Below are 18,961 nucleotides of genomic sequence, written 5' to 3'. Positions count from 1 at the left end.
GATGAAGCGCCTGTTCGCCGCCGTCGCCTTCGCGCTGTGCGCCCACGGCGCGGATGCGGCGATGCAGGCCTTTGCGCTGGATCGCGTACGGCTGCTCGACGGGCCCTTCCTGGAAGCCCAGACCACCGACCTGCGCTACCTGCTGGCGCTGGACCCCGAGCGCCTGCTGGCCCCTTTCCGCCGAGAGGCCGGCCTGGCAGTGCCCACGCCCAGTTATGGCAACTGGGAGTCCAGTGGACTGGACGGGCACATGGGCGGTCACTACGTCTCCGCGCTCGCGCTGATGTGGGCCTCCACGGGTGATCCCGAGGTCAGGCAGCGGCTGGACCACGTCATTGCCGAGCTCAAGCGATGCCAGGACGCTCTGGGCACCGGCTACATCGGTGGCATCCCCGACGGTGCCAAGGCCTGGAGCCAGGTCGCGAAAGGCGAGCTCAAGGTCGACAGCTTCTCCGTCAACGGCCGCTGGGTGCCCTGGTACAACGTCCACAAGATGTTTGCCGGCCTGCGCGACGCCTGGGTCTACGCCGGCAACGCCGACGCCAAGGCCATGCTGGTCCGCATGAGCGACTGGGCGCTGCGGCTGACCACGCCGCTGACCGACGCGCAAATGCAGGACATGCTGCGCGCCGAGCACGGCGGCATGAACGAGGTGCTGGCGGACGTGTCCGAGATGACGGGCGACCTGCGCTACCTGGCCTTGGCCCGCCGCTTCTCGCACCAGGCCGTCCTGAAGCCACTGGCGGCCGGGGAGGACCGGCTCACCGGCCTGCATGCCAACACGCAGATCCCCAAGGTCATCGGCTTTGCGCGGATCGCGCAACTCGGTGGAGAGGACGAGGGCCGCCGCGCCGCCGAGTTCTTCTGGCGCACCGTGGTGGGCAAGCGCACGGTCGCCATCGGCGGCAACAGCGTCAAGGAGCACTTCCACCCGGCCGATGACTTCCGGTCCATGCTCAACGAGGTGGAAGGCCCCGAGACCTGCAACAGCTACAACATGCTCAAGCTGACCGCGCTGCTGGCGCAGGCCCAGCCGGAGCAGGGCGCGTACACGGACTTCTACGAGCGCACCCTCTACAACCACATCCTTGCATCGCAACACCCGGGTGAAGGCGGCTTCGTCTACTTCACGCCGATGCGGCCACAGCATTACCGTGTCTACTCCAAGGTTGACGAGGGCATGTGGTGCTGCGTGGGCTCAGGCATCGAGAGCCACGCCCGCCATGGCGAGTTCATCTACGCGCGCGACGGTGACGCCCTCTACGTCAATCTCTTCATCGCCTCCGAACTGGACTGGCGCGAGCGTGGCATCCACCTCACGCAGAGCACCCGCTTTCCCGACGAGTCGCGAACGCGGCTCACCGTGCATGACGCGGGCGAGTTCGCGCTGAAGATCCGCTACCCCGGCTGGGTGGCGCCCGGCGCACTGAAGGTCAGGCTCAACGGCAAGCTGGTCAGGGTGACGGCCAGGCCCGGGGGCCATGTCGAACTGCGCCGGGCCTGGACGGCGGGCGATCGGGTCGATGTCGAGCTGCCCATGCGCACGACGCTGGAGCCCATGCCGGGCCTGAAGAACTATGTCGCCGTGCTGCACGGCCCCATCGTGCTGGCCGCCAAAACGCCGCAGGCCGGCGAGGCGCTGAGTTTCACGGCCGACGGCTCGCGCATGGGCCACATCGCGCATGGCGCCGTCTGTCCGCAGGATGCCGCGCCGGTGTTCGTCAGCGACCAGGCGGACTTCGTCCGCCGCTTCAAGCCCGTGCCCGGCCGGCCGCTGACCTTCACCGCGCCCGGCCTCATCCACGGGCCCAAGGGCGCGGACCGCCTGCTGCTGATCCCATTCTTCCGCCTGCACGATTCGCGCTACATGATCTATTGGGCGCGCAGCACGCCGGCCCAGCAAAGCCTGCTGCGCGTGGAGCTGGCCAAGGCCGAGGAGGCCCGCCTGGCGCTGGATGCCCAGACCATCGACCAGGTCGCCCCCGGCGAGCAGCAGCCCGAGTCCGACCACGGCTTCAAGGGGGAGGGCGCGGAGAACGGCATTGCGCCGGCCGGCCGCTGGCGCCATGCCAAGCAGTGGTTCAGCTATGACCTGAGCGACCCCAAGTCCGAGGCCCGCACGCTGCTTCTCAGCTTCGCCAAGGGCGACGCCGGCCGACGCTTTGACCTTGTCGTCAACGGCCAGCGCATCGCGGACATCGAGCTGGGCCAGCCCGACACGCCAGAGGAGATCTACACGCGCGAGTTCCCGCTGCCGGCGGAACTGGTGCGCACTGCCGGCGGCAGGCTCAATCTGAAGTTTGTTGCCAGGCCGGGCAGCATCGCGGGCGGGCTTTACGGCCTGCGACTGCTGCGCTAGACCGCTCACCCCATCAGACCCACCCACGGAGACACCCGCATGATCAAGCTCATCGCCCGCCGCACGCTGCTCGCCGCAGCCCTGGCCCTGCCCGCCGTCGGCGCGCTGGCCGCACCGCTGACCATGGGCTTCTCCCAGGTCGGTGCCGAGAGCGAGTGGCGTACCGCCAACTCCGCGTCCATCAAGGCCGCGGCCAAGGAGGCCGGCATCACGCTGAAGTTCGCCGACGCGCAGCAGAAGCAGGAGAACCAGGTGAAGGCTATCCGCAGCTACATCGCGCAGAAGGTCGACGTCATCGCCTTCTCGCCTGTCGTGGAAAGCGGCTGGGACACGGTGCTGAAGGAGGCCCAGAAGGCCGGCATCCCGGTCATCCTGACCGACCGTGCCGTCAAGGTGAGCGACCCCTCGCTCTATGTCACTTTCATCGGCTCCGACTTCGTGGAGGAAGGCCGCAAGGCCGCGCGCTGGCTGATGGAGCGCGCCGCCAAGACTCCCAACGCCGCGCTCAACATCGTCGAGCTGCAGGGCACCGTGGGCTCGGCGCCGGCCATCGACCGCAAGAAGGGCTTCGAGGAAGTCATCAAGTCCAACCCCAAGCTGCAGATCATCCGTTCGCAGTCCGGCGAGTTCACGCGAGCCAAGGGCAAGGAGGTCATGGAGTCCTTCCTGAAGCAGCGGGACAAGAAGATCGACGTGCTTTACGCGCACAACGACGACATGGCCATCGGCGCCATCCAGGCGATCGAGGAAGCCGGCCTGAAGCCGGGCCAGGACATCGTCATCATCTCCATCGACGGTGTGCGCGGCGCCTTTGAAGCGATGAAGGCGGGCAAGCTCAACGTCACCGTCGAATGCAATCCGCTGCTGGGCCCGCAACTGATGCAGCTGGCCAAGGACGTCGTCGCCAAGAGGCCGGTGGAGAAGCGCATCACCGTCAACGAGGGTGTGTTCCCGGCCGAAGTGGCGGCCAAGGAATTGCCCAACCGGAAGTACTGAACCGGGACCGAGGACGGGGCCCGTGCTCCGTCCGACGCCTGGTGAAGCACTCGGCGCCTGCAGGCGCCGAGTCATGAGTCGAGAGCTATGAACGTCGATCCATCCGCGCCCGTGCTGGCGCTGTCCGGCATCCACAAGGGCTTCCCTGGCGTGAAGGCGCTGAGCGATGTCCGCTTGCGCCTGTTCCCGGGCGAGGTCCACGCGCTGATGGGCCAGAACGGCGCCGGCAAGTCCACGTTGATCAAGGTGCTGACGGGTCTGTACCAGCCCGATGCGGGCACCATCACGCTCGACGGCCGGCCCATCGCGCCCAAGCGCACCGAGGACGCCCAGGAGCTGGGCATCCGTACCGTCTACCAAGAGGTCAACCTCTGCACCAACCTCAGCGTCGCGGAGAACATCTGCGCTGGCCGCTTCCCACGCAAATCCTTGCTGGGTGGGGGGCGCATCGACTGGTCGGCCGTGAATGCGGAGGCCAAACGCGTGCTTGCGCAGATGGACCTCGACATCGACGTCACCGCGCCGCTGTCGCGCTACTCGCTGTCCATCCAGCAGATGGTGGCCATCGCCCGCGCGCTGCGCATCTCGGCGCGGGTCCTCATCCTCGACGAACCCACGTCCAGCCTCGATGACGCGGCCGTGCAGCGCCTTTTCACCGTGCTGCGCCGCCTGCGTGACCAGGGCCTGGCCATCCTCTTTGTCACCCACTTCCTGGACCAGACCTACGCGCTGGCCGACCGCATCACGGTCATGCGCAACGGCGAGACCGAGGGCGAGTACCTGGCAAGCGATCTGACCCGCCTCGCCCTCGTCAACAAGATGGTGGGTGCGCCACCCGACCAGCAGCCCACCCGCCTGGAAAGCAGCGCCCCCAACGCGGGCGCTACGGTGCTGAAGGCCGAGGCGCTGACGCGCCGCGGCGCGTTGCATCCGCTGGACCTCGAACTCCGTCGTGGCGAGGTGCTGGGCCTGGCCGGCCTGCTGGGCTCCGGCCGCACCGAGGCCGCGCGGCTGCTGTTCGGTGCCGACGCGGCCGATGGCGGCCACGTCGCGACCGAAGGTCGCAGGGGCCGCTGGCATTCGCCGCGCGAGGCCATCGCCGCTGGCGTGGCTTTCTGCTCCGAGGACCGCAAGCACGAGGGCGCCATCCTGGACCTGTCCGTGCGCGACAACATCCTGCTCGCACTGCAGGCCCGCCACGGCTTGAGGCTGGTCATGAGCCGCGAGCAGCAGCAGGCCCTGGCCGACGACTACATCCAGCGCCTGGGCATCAAGACCGCGAGCGCCGACACGCCCATTGGCCAGCTCTCCGGCGGCAACCAGCAAAAGGCCTTGCTGGCCCGATGGCTGGCCACCGAGCCCGCCGTGCTCATCCTCGACGAGCCCACGCGCGGCATCGACGTGCGGGCCAAGGAGGACCTGATGGACGCCGTGCGCGCGCTGGCGCACAAGGAGGACGGCTCGGGCATGTCCATCCTCTTCATCTCATCCGAGTTGCCCGAGGTCCTGCACTGCAGCGACCGTGTCCTCGTGCTGCGCGACCGCCGCGCCGCTGGCGCCTACCGCCGCGGCGAACTGGATGAGCGCAGCGTGCTCGAAGTGATCGCCGCGGAGCCTGTCGGCGCATGAATTCCCCGCATCTCGCCATGTCAACGCCCAACGCCTCGTCTGCGGTCTCGCGGGCCTGGAAACACCCCCTCGCACGCCCCCTCGCCGCGCTTGCGCTGCTGCTGGCCGTCGCAGCGATCTTCGTGCCGGGATTCCTGCACCTGGAAATCAAGGACGGCCACCTCTACGGCAGCCTGGTCGACATCCTGCACCGCGCTGCGCCCCTGATGCTGGCGGCGCTGGGCATGACCCTCGTCATCGCCACGCGCGGCATCGACGTGTCGGTGGGAGCCATCGTCGCCATTGCCGGCACCGTCGCCTGCGCGCTCGTCGGCTCGCACGGCGTGGCCATCGCCTTCGCGGCAGCGCTCGGCGCGGCACTGCTGTGCGGCCTGTGGAACGGCCTGCTCGTGTCGGCCCTGGGCCTGCAGCCCATCATCGCGACGCTGATCCTGATGGTCGCCGGCCGAGGCCTCGCGCAGTTGCTGACCGACGGCCAGATCCTCACCGTCTATGAACCCGCCAGCTTCTTCTGGCTGGGGGGCGGCTACCTGCTGGGACTGCCGGTGTCGCTGTTCGTCGTCGCGATCGTGGGCGGCCTGACCGCGCTGCTGATGAAGCGCACGGCGCTGGGCCTGTTCATCCAGACGGTGGGCATCAACCCCGTCGCCGCGCGCCTGGCCGGCGTGCGCACGGCCGCCATCGTGTTCTTCGTCTACGTCTACTGCAGCCTGGGCGCGGGCCTGGCAGGGCTGATGATCTCGTCCAACATCAAGAGCGCCGACGCGAACAACGCCGGCCTGCTGCTGGAGCTGGACGCCATCCTCGCCGTGACGCTCGGCGGTGGGCAGCTCAGCGGAGGCAAGTTCAGCCTCGCGGGCAGTCTCATCGGTGCGCTGATCATCCAGACCCTGACGTCCGCCATCTACGCGCTCGGCGTACCGCCGCAGGTCACGATGGTCGTCAAGGCCGTCGTCGTGTTCGCCGTCTGCATCTCGCAGTCGTCGTTCTGGTCGACGCGGAGGTCCGCATGAACGCCTTGCGCTCGGCCATGGCCGCCCCCTCGTTCACGACCTGGGTCAGCGTTGTGCTGATGGTGCTCCTCTTTGTCGTAGGTGCCAGCAGCTACACCGGTTTCGGCTCCACGCAGGTGGTGCTGAACCTGCTCATCGACAACGCCTTCTTGCTCGTCATCGCGGTCGGCATGAGCTTCGTCATCCTGTCCGGCGGCATCGACCTGTCGGTGGGCTCGGTGCTGGCGCTGACCACCATGGTGGCCGCCTGGCTGTTGCAGGTCGCGCACTGGCCAGCCGGACTCGTCATCGTCACGGTGCTGCTGGGCGGCGGCGCTTTCGGGGCGCTGCAGGGGCTGATCATCCACGTCTTCAAGCTGCAGGCCTTCATCGTCACGCTGGCCGGCATGTTCCTGGCGCGTGGGCTGTGCTTCCTCATCAGCGTGGACAGCATCACCATCGATGCGCCGCTGTTCGTCACGCTGTCGCAGACGCAGATTCCTTTGCCAGGTCCGTTTGACGGTGCCTTCCTGTCACCCGGCGCGGTCATCGCACTCGCCGCTCTGGCGGCGGGCCTGTGGGTCGCGCACTGCACGGCCTTCGGCCGCACCGTCTACGCGCTGGGGGGCAACGAAGCATCCGCGCTGATGATGGGCCTGGCAGTCGGACGCACCAAGGTTGCCGTGTACGGCCTGAGCGGCTTCTGCGCAGCGCTTGGCGGACTGCTGTTTGCGTTCTACATGCTCAGCGGCTATGGCCAGCATGCCCAGGGCGTGGAGCTGGACGCCATCGCTGCGGTCGTCATCGGCGGCACCGTGCTGACGGGCGGCTATGGCTACGTGGCCGGCGCGCTGTCGGGCGTGCTGGTGCTGGGCCTGATCCAGACGCTGATCGCCTTTGACGGCACGCTCAGCTCCTGGTGGACCAAGATCGTCATCGGCGCGCTGCTGTTCGTGTTCTGCGCCGTGCAACGCCTGCTCTCACTGAAGAAGGTCCAAGCCTGATGTTGAAGAAAACCGTCGCGGCAACCGCCCTGCTGCTGAGCCTGGGCGTCGCGGAGGCCGCCACCAACCCGCTGTTCGCGCCGTTCTACACCGCCGACCCGGCGGTGCTCGTGGACGGCGGCCGCGCCTACCTCTTTACCGGGCGTGACGAGGCCCTGCCCGATGGCAAGGACTACGTCATGCACGAATGGCGCGTGTTCTCCACGTGCGACATGGTGAACTGGAAGGACGAGGGCGTGCCCGTCAAAGCCAAGGACTTCGCCTGGGCCAATGGCCGCGCCTGGGCGTCGGACATCGTCAAGCGCCACGGCAAGTACTGGTTCTATGCGACGGTGGAGCATGCCACCGTGCCCGGCTTCGCGGTCGGAGTGGCCGTGTCGGACTCGCCGACCGGTCCCTTCACCGATGCGCGTGGCTCCCCGCTCGTCACCAACGACATGACCAAGCAGACCGATATCGCCTGGGACGATATCGATCCCGCCGTGTTCGTCGACGACGACGGGCAAGCCTGGCTGTACTGGGGCAACACGGTGCTGAAGTATGCGAAGCTCAAGGCCAGCATGACGGAGCTAGACGGTCCGATCCAGGTCCTGCCCGTGGCCAACTTTGTTGAGGCGCCTTACCTGCACAAGCGCAAGGGTACGTACTACCTCAGTTACTCCCAGCACTGGCCAGAAGAGACGGCCTACATGACCGGCCCGTCACCCACCGGCCCGTGGACGCCCCAGGGCGTCATCATGGAACGCAACCTGAAGACCAAGACCATCCACCAGGCCTTCTTCGAGTTCAACGGCAGGAGCTACGTGGCGTATCACAACGCCGAGCTGCCGGGCGGTGGCGAGCACCGGCGCTCGGTGGCGATCGAGGAGTTCTCTTACCGGGCGGACGGGACGATTCCATTCATCCATCAGTCGAAGGCCGGGCCGAAGGCGAATCCGTCGGCAGGGTGCAAGCACTGACGCCTGGTTCTGGCCGGCGTGGCGACGTGCATCCCGTCGAGCGGCCGCCTGGGGCGTGTCATGCCTTGGCGTTGAGTCGATAGCCCACGCCCGCTTCTGTGATCAACCAACGCGGCCGATTCGGATCCGCCTCGATCTTCTTGCGCAAGCTGGCCAGCGGACCCGGACATAGTGCAGGTCTTCCACGTGGTCCGGTCCCCGGACCGCCTTTGGCAGGCGCTGATAGGTCAACACGCGTCCGGGCGCCCCGCACAGCTCCTGAAGCAGCCGGTATTCGATGGAGGTGAGGCGCAGCCGCCGCCCCTCCCTGCTGACCTGCCGAAGCGTCCGGTCGACCACGATGTCACCGAAGCTCAGCACCGGCTCGCCGTCATTGCCTTCCCCGGCGCGGCGGCGCAGTTGTATCCGCACGCGCGCCAGATACTGGAAACCCAGGTATCAAGAAGATGAAAAGAAGCGGGCGCTGCCCTGCCGTCCCGCAGCCCTGCGGCGCAGGCACGAGGCATGTCGAGTCGACCGGTTGAATCTGCCCGAGGGGCTCTCAGCCGGACAATCCGGCCATGGGTTACCTCACCTTTGATTTCACCGACAGCTCCGACGGCATCCTCACACTGGAAGCCATGGCCTCAACGCGCGAGGCAGAGCACGCGGCAGTGATGACGGAGGTGGCGCAGGTGCTGGCCTGGGCGCAGGCCGAGTTCGGCGGGCGGCACGGGGCGGTGGAGGAGGGGAACGCGTGGGATGACGAACTGCTGGTGCAGCGCGAGGCAGGGGACTGGGTGACGGTGACGCTGACGTTCAGCGCATCGGCCGAGTTTGCCGAGGCGTTTCAAGCGAAGTTTGGCGAGCACGACGAAGACTGAAGCCTGTGCCAGAACGGGCTGGCTGCTTCGCAGCCGAGCCAGCCCTTCGGTGAGGCGATAAGCCTCGGGCGCCGGCCGTATGAGGCGGGCGCCCCTGCCTCACTTTGCCGCTTCGAGTTTCAGGATCCACTCGACCAGTTGGTGGGCGTCGGCCTCCTTGATGGCCACTTCGTTGGGCGGCATCGCCAGGCCACTGACCTTGCCTTTCCAGTGGCTGCTGTACGGATTGGAGCCCGTCATCACGGTGCGCGTCAGCTGGTCCGCCGCCCCAGGCGAGCCGCGATACCGGGTGGCCACGTCGCGCCATGCCGGTCCGATCGGCGCGAGACCATCAGGTCCCTTGGCGCCGGGCTCGATGTGGTGGCAGGTCATGCAGCCGCTGCCGTTGGCCAGCCTGAGCATGGCCGTGTCATCGGCGGCCGGCGCCCCCCAGGCCGGCAGGGTGGCGACCGTGATGGCGATCAGTGAGATGGTGCGTGGTGTCATGGCGTCCCTCCTTGGACGAAGCCGGGTTCGACCGCAGGCTATGGAAGGCCATCCGATCCGAGTTTGACGAGCGTCAAGCTCATCGACGGAATTGCCAGGGTGGAGCAGACGCGCGTCGTAGCCGCGACGCGATCGTTCCGGTGTGGAGCAGTGCGGGCGGCCCGTGTTGTCCCGGTTCGGGACAGCGCTCGTGAGCCTCGGGGCGAGAGTGAGACCGCTGGCCGCGATGCCGAGGTGTGTCCGCACCGGACCGCCAGTTCCCGGTGCCATCGGATCCATCCGACGGTGATGGACGCAACCAGGGCCCTGGTCGTCCGTGACGGTGACGGACCCGTTCGCCATCCACGGCGGCCCTGCTGGTCCGGCGTGCCGCTGTCGGTGCGCTTCACGCCCGTCGTCGATCTGCCCTACCTGTCGCGCGAACGCGGCCGGCTCATGGCGAGGCGGCTGTAGCCGGCTTCAGTACAGATCGCGGGCTGCCAGCCGCACCTCGTGCAGGAGCTGCCTCGCTCCCGGCGACATCAGATGCCCTTCCCGCGTGATGATGCCGAACGCATCCATGTGGCAGGGCAGCTCGATGGGCAGGATGGCCAGCACGTTCAGCGATGCGTAATAGCGCGCCACTTCCACGGGCATCACGTGCAGTGAATCCGTCTGCTGCAGCAGCGCAGTGATGAGCAGCAGGGCCGTCGTGTCCACCGCATTGCCCGGCGGCTCCAGGGCGGCGCGGCGGAACATGACTTCCCACCGGTGGCGCAGCACGCTGCCCGGCGGTGGCAGGATCCAGGGCTGGTCGGCCAGGTCGGCGAGCTTGAGGTTGTCGGCCTTCAGCAGCGGGTGGCCCACGCGGGCGACAGCACAGGCGGGCTCGACGGTCAGTTCCTCGTAGTGCAGGCCGGTGGCACCTTCTTCCTCAACGATGCGGCCGATCATGAAGTCCAGCTTGCCTCGCTGCAGCATGTCCAGCAGGACCTTGCTGCTCTCCATGTGCACGCCAATGCGCAGCTTGGGTGCCTGGAGCTTGATGCGCGAGATGGCGCGCGGCAGCAGGCCCATGGCCGGCGTCATGATCACGCCCACCTCGACCTGCCCGCTGAGGCCATGCTTGAGCGCCACGATGTCGTCGTGCGCGGCGGACAGGCTCGTCAGCGCCATCCGGGCGTGACGGATCATGGTCTCGCCATAGAGCGTGGGCTCCATGCCGCGCGGGTGGCGCTCGAAGAGCTTCACGTCCAGCATGTCCTCGAGGTCCTTGAGCTGCTTGGACGCAGCCGGCTGCGTCATGCAAAGCACTTCGGCTGCGCGGTGGATGTTGCGTTCGTCGTCGAGGGCGATGAGCAGCAGCAACTGGCGCGTCTTCAGGCGCGCGCGCAGGAACCAGTTGGGGTTGGGGCTGGCGTCGGTCAGCGCGCCGCGGTCATCATCGTCATCGTTGTCGCGGGCCATGGGTGTTCTTCTTCAGGCGAGGTTCACGCGGCCGTCCGCGGCCAGCACGTTGCTGAGGTCGTCCCCGGTTTCGTCCAGCTGCACCAGCGTGGCCTGGCGGGCACCCAGTGGGTCTCGGGCCTGCAGCGCGGTGAGGATGGCCTTGTGGCGCGGCAGCGAGAGTTCGTGGGTGTTGGGCAGCTGGCTGGACAGGATGATGGATTCGCGCAGCGCCAGCGACAGCATGTTGCCGATGTAGGCCAGCAGGTCGTTGCCCGTGGCCTCGGCAATGCGACGGTGGAACAGCAGGTCAGGCTCCAGCAGCTCGGCCGTGGTCTTGGCGGCAGCCATGCCTTCGTAGGCGGTGGCGATGCCGGCAAGCTGTTCGTCGGTGGCCGCACGCGCGGCGAGTGCGGCGGCCGCGGGTTCGAAGATCTGGCGCACTTCCAGCAGCGTCTGTACGAAGTCCCGCTGGGGCTGGGCCTGGATGAGCCAGTACAGCACGTCCGGGTCGAGCAGATGCCACTCGTTGCGCGGCCGCACGATGGCGCCCGCGCGCTGGCGCGACACGACCAGACCCTTGGCAACGAGCACGCGCACCGCCTCCCGCAGCACGGGACGGCTGATCTCGTAGCGCTCCAGCAGTTGCGCTTCCGGCGGCAGCTTGTCGCCCGGCTGCAACTCGCCGCCGACGATGGACAGGCCGAGTTCGCTGACGATGCGGCCGTGCTGGCTCTTGCCCTCCGTCTGGGCGCTGTAGGTGGAATGGTCCGCGCGGGTTCTCATCAGCGGCAGGCTAGTCACAAAAGCCTTCATTATCGAAATCGTGCGACGAAGCCGCCGCGGGGGACCAGCGTGACGGTGGCCGCGGGAGCCGCGAGCGGGCTTTCGGCGAACTCGCGGTCACCGGTGCCGTCGGTGATGAGCTGGCCCTGGCGCTGCCCGAGCCAGGCGAGGTCGAGCTTGATTTCGCGCGGCGTGTCGTCGGCGTTCAGGCCGGCAACGTACCACTGCTTGCCAGCGCGGCGGGCCAGCACGACGTACTTGCCCGGTTCGCCATCCAGGAAGCGCACTTCATCCCAGCGGCGCGGCAGCTCGCGCAGAAAGGCCCTCACGTAGGCCGGTGCGGTGGCCATGCCTTCGGGTGTCTCGGCGTAGTGCTGGATCCCGGACAAGAACAGCACGCTCTCGGCCAGCTCGAAGCCGTTGCGCGTTGCGCGCTTGATGTTGGGAATGTCATGGAACACCATGGGCGTGAAGTCCATGGGGTCGAACAGGTTGCGCGTGAACGGCAGCATGGCCGCGTGTCGCACGACTTTGTCCTGATCCTCTTGCGTGAAGGTCGCGAATTCGAAGCCTTTCACCGCTTCCACCGTCATCAGGTTGGGATAGGTGCGGCTCCAGCCACGCGGCAGCGTGGCGCCATGGAAGTTCAAAAGGAAACCGGCAGCGGCGGCCTCTTTCATGAGGTCCACGTAGTAGGCCTGCACGGAGGCGCCGTCACCGCCGAAGAAGTCCACCTTCAGGCCCTTCACGCCAATGGCCTTGAGCCGCGCGAACTGTTGCGCGCGTGCGGCCTTCGTCAGCAGCGCGTCCTTGGGGCTGTACTCGGTGTCGTTCCAGGCGCCCGAGGAGTTGTACCAGGCGAACAGGCTGACGTTCTTCGTCTTTGCGTAGTCGGCCAGGGCCTTCATCTTGGCGTCGCCGATCTTGCGGTCCCAGTCGGCGTCCACCAGCGTGTAGTTCCAGCCCATGTCAGCCGCGTAGCTGATGAAGCGCTTCTGCACCTCATAGACCGTGCCGCCATCCTTCATGAGGGCCCAGCTCCACGACGCATGGCCGGGCTGCAGCCTGGCCCTGTCGAAGGCGACCGCCGGGGCGGCAAGGTCGGTCCCCAGCGTGGACTCCATGACCGTCTTCAGCGAGCCGATGGCGAGCACGCGCCAGGGCGTCGTCATCGGGCCGTCGGTGCGGGCCAGCAGGTGGCCATGGGTGTTGACTTCGCTGGCTTCCGGCACGCCGATGCGATAGGTGCCACCGGTGGAGTCGCTGGCCAGACGGGAGGCATGGAAGCTGCCGTCCATGCCGGCTTCCGTCAGCGCGACCCAGTTGGCGCCCGCGCGGAACAGCGCAGGGAAGACCCAGCCCGCATGCGACGGTGCGGCAGTGCCGACGGCGATGTCGGCCTGGTAGTGCTCTTCGTACGACGGGTTGGTGCGCTTCCAGCCCGTCTTGGCGACGGACATGGGCTGCAGCCAGGCGCGCGCTTCAGGCGCGAACGCGAAGCTGGTCAGCTCTTCCTTGAACTGCTTGCGGCCGGCGCCTTCGACCGTGTAGCGAAGGGCCACGCCGTCGTTGGACGCGCGCAGCGTCAGCACGAGCTTGTCGCCCTTGGCGTTGGCGACGGTGAAGCGCTGCTCTTGGGCGCGGACATCCACGTGGCTCTTCTTGCCGGCGGCCAGCGTGTACTGTTCGCGGTGCAGCTTCACGGGCGACGTGGCGACGATCTTCAGGCCGTTGGCGAAGTCGGCCTCTTCCAGCACCAGGCCCAGGCGCGACGCCCGCAACACGGGCTGGCCGGCACGCTGGACCGCGAAGGTGAGTTGCTGATCGTCGTTCACCGACACGTCCACCTGGAGCTGGCCGTCAGGGCTGCCCAGCGCCTGAGCAAGGGCGGGGATGGCGAGCAGGATCGTGACGATGAATTTCATTGCGGGCTCAGATCGAGTAGGGGCCGTCGGCCACAGGTGTGCCGAAGTCGGGGAAGCCATTGCTGCGCCAGCCGAAGGCCTGCACGCGCGCATGGCGGTTGGGATCGTTGAGCGGGTCGCCGACGATGTCGCGGTAGTTGCGCGCGTGGTAGACCAGCAGGTCGGTCCTGCCGTCGGGCGTCGTCGTGAAGCTGTTGTGGCCAGGCCCGAACTGGCTGACGGACTCGTCAGTCATGAACACCGGCGTGGGTGACTTGTTCCAGCTGATGCCGGCCAGCAAGTCGGCATTCTCGTCGGCCCACAACAGGCCCATGCAATAGTTGGCGTCGGTCGCGGCGGCCGAGTAGGCGATGAAGATGCGACCGTTGCGCTTCAGCACCGCGGGGCCTTCGTTGACGTGGAAGCCGACGCGCTCCCAGGGCAGCTCCGGCCGCGTGATGACCACGGGCGCGGTGGCCAGCGTCCACGGGTCGGACATCGCTGCGATGTAGAGGTTGCTCTGCGTCGGCGGGCTCTTCTGCGCCCAGCAGAGGTAGCGCTTCCCGCCATGCTCGAAGGGTGTTGCGTCGAGGGAGAAACCTTCCTCAGGCGTCACGATCTGCCCGCGCTCCACCCATGCATCGCGCAGCGGATCGTCGCCCTCGCACTCGAGCACGTACATGCGCAGCTTCCAGATGTCGCCGCGCTCACTGGCCGCGAAGTACACATACCAGCGGCCGTCGATGCGGTGAAGCTCCGGCGCCCAGACGTGGAAGCTCATCGGGCCGCTCTCGTGCGCGCGCCAGATGATCCGGGTCGCCGCGGCGGACAGGCCGGCGATGCTGCCGGCGCTGCGGATCTCGATGGCGTCGAAGCTCGGCAACGAGGCGGTGAACCAGTATCGGCCGTCGACCAGGCTCAGCTGCGGGTCGGCGCGCCGTTCGATGAGGGGGTTCTGCCAGGCGTTCATGCGCGGATGGCTTTCGTGACGATGACGTTCCAGGATGCGGGCTTGAGCTTCACGCGCAGCCGTTCGCCGTCGATGGCGATGCCGTCCAGCGGCTGCGGCGCGACGCGGTCGGGCACATCGGCCGTGTTGGTCGCGAGGAGGTCGTCCGAATGCAGCTGTTCGGCGCACACGAGTGCGCGCTCGACACCCAGGCCGCGCAACGTGATGGAAAGGTCCATGTCGTCGGCGAGGCTGCGGTTCAGCAGGAATACGGCGGTATGGCCCGTAGTCGCGTCATCGACGACGCTGGCGCACAGGTAGGGCAGCTCGCCGTGGCGGGCATTGGCAAAACCGGGCGACTTCACGACGGCACGCAGCACATCGCCATGCGCCCAGCGGGCAGCCTGCGCGAACGGATGGAAGATGGTCTGCCGCCAGGCCGCACCACCGGGCTGCGTCATGATGGGCGCGATGACATTGCAGAGCTGCGCCATGCAGGCCACCTTCAGGCGGTCGGCGTGGTTCATCATCATCGTCAGCATGCCGCCGATGAGCAGCGCGTCCTCGACCGTGTAGACCTCTTCCAGCAGCCCCGGGGCTTCCGGCCAGCCGGCCTGCTTCAGGTGCTCGCCGTGGCGGGCGCGGTACCAGACGTTCCACTCGTCGAAGGACAGCTTGAGCCGCTTGGTGGACCGCTTTCGCGTCGCGACTGCATCCGCGATGGCCACCGTGTCCTCGATGTAGCGCGCATTCGTCTCGATCTGCGCGAAGAAGCTCTCGGTGCTGGTGTCCCCCGGCGGCTTCACGAAATAGCTGTGCAGCGACAGGTAGTCGACGAACTCGAAGCAATGCTCCAGCACCCGGTCTTCCCAGACGCCGTAGGTCGGCATGTCGTAGGCCGACGAGCCGCACGCTGCCAGCTCGATGGTCGGGTCCACCCAGCGCATCAGCTTGGCCGTCTCCTTGGCAATCCGGCCGTACTCGTCGGGCGTCTTCTGGCAGATCTGCCAGGGACCATCCATCTCGTTGCCCAGGCACCAGAACTTGATGCCCAGCGATGCCTCGGCGCCGTGGCTGCGGCGCAAATCCGACAGCGCGGTGCCGCCCGGGTGGTTGCAGTACTCGAGGTAGCGGCGGGCCTCGTCCGGGCCGCGCGTGCCGAGGTTGACGCCGAACATCGGCTCAATGCCGACCTTGCGGCACCAGTGCATGAACTCGTGCGTGCCGACCTGGTTGGTCTCGGTCGAGAACCAGGCCAGGTCCAGCCGCCGCGGGCGCTGCGCTGGCGGGCCGACGCCGTCTTCCCAGTTGTAGCCCGACATGAAGTTGCCGCCCGGGTAGCGCACGATGGTGGCGCCCAGTTCCTTCGTCAACTCGGCCACGTCCCCGCGAAAGCCGTGTTCGTCGGCGGTCGGGTGGCCCGGCTCGTGGATGCCGTTGTAGACACAGCGACCCAGGTGTTCGACGAACACGCCGAACAGGCGACGGTCCAGCGGCGCGAGTTCGAAATCTCGGTCGACCGTGAGCTGAGCTTGGAACGTCATCGGCGGGCTTTCTTCAAGGCTTTGTTGACGCGCTTCTCGACGCTCTGTTGAACGTCTTCCACCGGCTTGCCGGAAATCATCACGTTGGCCACGTCCTCGCCGATCAGCAACTCGATGGCACGCTGCGTTGGCACATTGCCGGGCATGCCGACGCCGGTCTGCGTGATCTCGGTCAGCGCCTGGCGCATCGGCAGGGCGCGGAAGGCGGCGCTCTCGGCCACCGTCTTGCTGACGGGGAGGTGACCCGTGCGCGACCACTCGGCAGTGCGTTCCCAGACGAACTTCAAGAACTTGAGGCTGGCTTCATGCGCCCTTTCGTCCTTGGCGCCCCCCTTGAACAGCGCCCAGGAGTGGCCGTCGGCGAACACGGCGGCCTTCTCGTAGAGCTGGGGAAAGGGCCTCACCGTGTACGCCGCCCCCAGCCGGGACTCGGGCTTCTGCGACTCGCGCAGGAACTGGTCGATGGTCCAGGTGCCGACGACCACGACGCCCGCCTCGCCGTTCAAGAAGGCCTGATTGGCGGCGGCGTAGTCGAGGTTGGGCCGCACATGGCCCTCGCGGTAGAGCGTCTGCATCAGCGTCAATGCGTTGAAGACGGCGGGCTGGTGCATGTGGATGCTCTTGCCGTCGGCCGAGAACAGCTGGGCGTTCTGCTGCGCGACCAGGGTCAGGAAGGTGCGGTCGTTCGCGGCCGTCTCGTTGGCCACGGCCCAGGCGAAGTAGGGCTTGCCGGTGCGCTGCTTGAACTGCCGCGCCTGTGTCAGCAACTCCTCGGGCGAGCGCGGCAGCGTCGGCTGGCCGTCAGCGCCGGTGAGGCCGGCCTTCTTCATCAGCCCGGTATTGATGTGCCAGAGCCAGGCCCAGGTGTCGAAGGGCAGCGCGTAGGTCTGGCCGTTGAAGGTGACGCCTCGATGTGCGTGTTCGGTGAAGTCGTCCACCGGCACGCCGACGCGCTTGAAGTCCGCATCCAGTGGCAGTACGAGCTTGCGGCGCACGTAGTCGCCCAGGGCCGACTCATGCATGACGGCGATGGTGGGGATGTCCTTGGCGACGAGCCGTGCGGTGAGCTGGTCGTAGTACGGCCCCCACTCGCCGATCTGCGTCTTCACGACGATGCCGTCGCCGTTCGTCGCGTTGAACTCGTTGACCAGTGCGGTGACGATGCCGCACTCGCCGACGCCATCGGATGTCTTCACGACCTGGCCGTACTGTGCCTCGCAACTGCCGAAGAAGCGCATCAGCGTGATCTCGGTCTTGCCCGCATTGTTGCCGCCGGCACCGCAGGCAGCGAGCAGGATGGCGCTGAGGACAGGGATCAGGCGTTTCATGACTTGCCCGTCCCGGCGACCGCGGTGACGAGGTGGCGTTGGAAGAAGAGGTACAGCATCAACGCGGGCATGCCGGCGAACACGGCCTGCGCCATCAGGAAGCCCAGGCCCTCGGACTGGGCGAAGTTGGTCTGCGTGGACGCGAGGCCGCGCGTCAGCGTGTACATGTCCGGCTGCGTCGCGATGACCAGTGGCCAGAGGTAGTCGTTCCAGCAGGCGAGGAAGGTGAAGATGCCGAGGGTTGCCTGAGCGGGCAGGCTCAGCGGCAGGATGACGCGAACGAAGGTCTTGAAGCGCGACGCGTTGTCCAGCAGCGCGGCCTCTTCCAGCTCCGCGGGGATGGCCTTGAAGTACTGCGTCATCAGGTAGACGCCGAACGGTGCAGCAAGGCCCGGCAGCGCGAGGCCCGCGATCGTGTTCTGCAGGTTCCACTCCGAGAAGAGCCGGTGCAGCGGGATGAAGACGGACTGGGCCGGCACGGCGAGGCCGAACATGACGAGGGCAAACAGCCACTTTCGACCCGGAAACTCGCAGCGCGCGAAGCCATAACCGGCCAGCGACGACAGCACAAGTACGCCCACCGTTTGCAGCAGCGCAACGAGGGCGCTGTTGCCCAGCCAGCGGAACACCTGCGAGGTCTGCAGGATGTCCAGGTAGTTGGCCAGCGTGTAGGGCGGCGCGAGGAACACGTCGGTGCGGGTCAGCAGGAACTCGTTGGGCTTGAACGACAGTGCCAGCACCCATAGCAGCGGTGCCATCCAGACGAGCGCGAGCAGCGTCAGCGCCACCATGACGAAGCGGTCGAACCAACCGCGGCGGAGCAGTGGATTCATCGCTTGCCTCCCTTGTCGCGCTCAAGCCAGAGCTGGGTGGAGACGCCGACCAGCATGATGGCCAGCAGCACTTGCGAAGCGGCGGTGGCATAGCCGAGCGAGAGCTGCATGAAGGCCTGCTCGTAGATGAACTGCACGACTGAGCGTGTCGTGTTGTTGGGTCCGCCATTGGTCATCAGCATGATCTGCGGGAAGACCTGGAACTGGCGGATCACCTCGATCAGCGCGACGAGGATGACGGCGCGCTTGAGGCTCGGCAGCGTGATGTGGGTCAGCACGCGCCAGCGGGGCGTGTTGTCCAGCGCGGCTGCCTCGTAGATGTCCGACGGGATCTGCTGCAGCGCCGACAGGAACATGATCATCGGCAGCCCGATGATCCACCACACGGTCACCAGCGCCACGGTCAGCAGCGCGAGGTTGTCGCTGGTCAGCAGCGGCAGCTCGGGCAGGCCCATCGCGTTGAACGCCTGGGCGATGAGGCCGCGTTCAGGCATCAGCGCGAGCTTCCAGACGAGGGTGATCAACGTCACCGAGAAGACGGAGGCGCAGAAGAAAGTCGCGCGCAGAAAGGTGGCGAGCTTGCCCGGGCGATTGAGCGCCAGGGCCAGCGTCAGCGACAGGACCACGAAGATCGGCGTGCTGATCAGTACGAAACGGATGGTGTTCCAGACGACCTGGTGAAAGACCTCGTCGCCCCACAGCTCCTGGTAGTTGGCGAGGCCGACCCACAGGCTGTCGTCGGACAACAGGTCATGGTCGTGGAAGCTGATCCACACGCCCTTGGCCAACGGCAACAGCAACAGCAGCAGGTAGAGCGCCACGAAGGGCAGCACGAACAGGGCATAGGCCGGGCGCGAGGCGCGCAGCCCGACGGCGGCGCTCATGCCAGCGACTCCTGTGCATG

General features: G+C 67.2%; 18 protein-coding genes. 8 read left to right on the top strand and 10 right to left on the bottom strand.

What is annotated here, in order from left to right:
• Position 1 precedes the first annotated feature (1 nt).
• The 6 genes from VGF12_RS17095 to VGF12_RS17070 all read left to right on the top strand — a co-directional run bounded on the left by VGF12_RS17095 (position 2) and on the right by VGF12_RS17070 (position 7,939).
• Positions 2–2,359, top strand: a complete 2,358-nt coding sequence (locus tag VGF12_RS17095) for a glycoside hydrolase family 127 protein (protein WP_331177250.1) — start codon at positions 2–4, stop codon at positions 2,357–2,359.
• A 39-nt stretch (positions 2,360–2,398) separates the two neighbouring features.
• Positions 2,399–3,355 (top strand): ABC transporter substrate-binding protein, encoded by a 957-nt coding sequence (locus VGF12_RS17090; RefSeq protein WP_331177249.1) that lies wholly within the window; start codon positions 2,399–2,401, stop codon positions 3,353–3,355.
• A gap of 87 nt (positions 3,356–3,442) precedes the next feature.
• A complete protein-coding gene (locus VGF12_RS17085; RefSeq protein WP_331177248.1) occupies positions 3,443–4,984 on the top strand; it encodes a sugar ABC transporter ATP-binding protein in 1,542 nt (513 codons plus the stop codon).
• 17 nt (positions 4,985–5,001) lie between these two features.
• Entirely contained in the window at positions 5,002–5,997 is a 996-nt protein-coding gene (locus VGF12_RS17080) for an ABC transporter permease (RefSeq protein WP_331177268.1), read from the top strand.
• Entirely contained in the window at positions 5,994–6,980 is a 987-nt protein-coding gene (gene yjfF, locus VGF12_RS17075; protein ID WP_331177247.1) for a galactofuranose ABC transporter, permease protein YjfF, read from the top strand. The genes VGF12_RS17080 and yjfF overlap by 4 nt, the downstream gene beginning before the upstream one ends.
• Positions 6,980–7,939: a glycoside hydrolase family 43 protein gene (locus VGF12_RS17070; protein ID WP_331177246.1), complete on the top strand. Its 960-nt coding sequence runs from the start codon at positions 6,980–6,982 to the stop codon at positions 7,937–7,939. Before yjfF ends, VGF12_RS17070 begins: the two co-directional genes overlap by 1 nt.
• A 102-nt stretch (positions 7,940–8,041) precedes the next feature.
• Here the strand turns inward: VGF12_RS17070 and VGF12_RS17065 are convergent, their stop codons facing one another.
• Positions 8,042–8,350 carry a winged helix-turn-helix domain-containing protein gene (locus VGF12_RS17065; RefSeq protein WP_331177245.1) on the bottom strand — a complete coding sequence of 103 codons (309 nt, stop codon included), beginning with the start codon at positions 8,348–8,350 and terminating at the stop codon, positions 8,042–8,044.
• 149 nt (positions 8,351–8,499) lie between these two features.
• Here VGF12_RS17065 and VGF12_RS17060 point away from each other — a divergent pair, with 149 nt between their 5' ends.
• A complete protein-coding gene (locus VGF12_RS17060; RefSeq protein ID WP_331177244.1) occupies positions 8,500–8,802 on the top strand; it encodes a hypothetical protein in 303 nt (100 codons plus the stop codon).
• Positions 8,803–8,901: 99 nt separating this feature from the next.
• Here VGF12_RS17060 and VGF12_RS17055 read toward each other — a convergent pair whose 3' ends face one another.
• On the bottom strand, positions 8,902–9,288 hold the full coding sequence (locus tag VGF12_RS17055) for a c-type cytochrome (protein WP_331177243.1): 387 nt from the start codon (positions 9,286–9,288) through the stop codon (positions 8,902–8,904).
• A gap of 288 nt (positions 9,289–9,576) precedes the next feature.
• Here VGF12_RS17055 and VGF12_RS17050 point away from each other — a divergent pair, with 288 nt between their 5' ends.
• The gene (locus VGF12_RS17050; RefSeq protein WP_331177242.1) at positions 9,577–9,741 is read left to right on the top strand and encodes a hypothetical protein; all 165 of its coding nucleotides are present in this window, start codon (positions 9,577–9,579) and stop codon (positions 9,739–9,741) included.
• A 6-nt stretch (positions 9,742–9,747) separates the two neighbouring features.
• Here VGF12_RS17050 and VGF12_RS17045 read toward each other — a convergent pair whose 3' ends face one another.
• The 8 genes from VGF12_RS17045 to VGF12_RS17010 are packed head-to-tail and all read right to left on the bottom strand — an operon-like array spanning position 9,748 to position 18,941.
• A complete protein-coding gene (locus VGF12_RS17045) occupies positions 9,748–10,734 on the bottom strand; it encodes a LysR family transcriptional regulator (RefSeq protein ID WP_331177241.1) in 987 nt (328 codons plus the stop codon).
• A 12-nt stretch (positions 10,735–10,746) separates the two neighbouring features.
• Positions 10,747–11,499, bottom strand: a complete 753-nt coding sequence (locus VGF12_RS17040; RefSeq protein ID WP_331177240.1) for a FadR/GntR family transcriptional regulator — start codon at positions 11,497–11,499, stop codon at positions 10,747–10,749.
• Positions 11,500–11,528: 29 nt separating this feature from the next.
• Entirely contained in the window at positions 11,529–13,424 is a 1,896-nt protein-coding gene (locus tag VGF12_RS17035) for a glycoside hydrolase family 97 protein (protein ID WP_331177239.1), read from the bottom strand.
• Between the two features lie 7 nt (positions 13,425–13,431).
• Complete coding sequence (locus tag VGF12_RS17030) at positions 13,432–14,373, bottom strand: family 43 glycosylhydrolase (protein WP_331177238.1); 942 nt, start codon at positions 14,371–14,373, stop codon at positions 13,432–13,434.
• A complete protein-coding gene (locus tag VGF12_RS17025; RefSeq protein WP_331177237.1) occupies positions 14,370–15,896 on the bottom strand; it encodes an alpha-N-arabinofuranosidase in 1,527 nt (508 codons plus the stop codon). The genes VGF12_RS17030 and VGF12_RS17025 overlap by 4 nt, the downstream gene beginning before the upstream one ends.
• Positions 15,893–17,224 (bottom strand): extracellular solute-binding protein, encoded by a 1,332-nt coding sequence (locus VGF12_RS17020; RefSeq protein WP_331177236.1) that lies wholly within the window; start codon positions 17,222–17,224, stop codon positions 15,893–15,895. Before VGF12_RS17020 ends, VGF12_RS17025 begins: the two co-directional genes overlap by 4 nt.
• Positions 17,221–18,057, bottom strand: coding sequence for a carbohydrate ABC transporter permease (locus tag VGF12_RS17015; protein WP_331177235.1), 837 nt, complete (start codon positions 18,055–18,057; stop codon positions 17,221–17,223). Before VGF12_RS17015 ends, VGF12_RS17020 begins: the two co-directional genes overlap by 4 nt.
• The gene (locus VGF12_RS17010) at positions 18,054–18,941 is read right to left on the bottom strand and encodes a sugar ABC transporter permease (RefSeq protein ID WP_331177234.1); all 888 of its coding nucleotides are present in this window, start codon (positions 18,939–18,941) and stop codon (positions 18,054–18,056) included. The genes VGF12_RS17015 and VGF12_RS17010 overlap by 4 nt, the downstream gene beginning before the upstream one ends.
• Between the last annotated feature and the right edge of the window lie 20 nt (positions 18,942–18,961).

Origin of the sequence: Roseateles sp., from assembly GCF_036404855.1 — a bacterium.
Taxonomy (GTDB): domain Bacteria; phylum Pseudomonadota; class Gammaproteobacteria; order Burkholderiales; family Burkholderiaceae_C; genus Pelomonas.
This window is presented reverse-complemented; position numbering and strand designations above follow the sequence as displayed.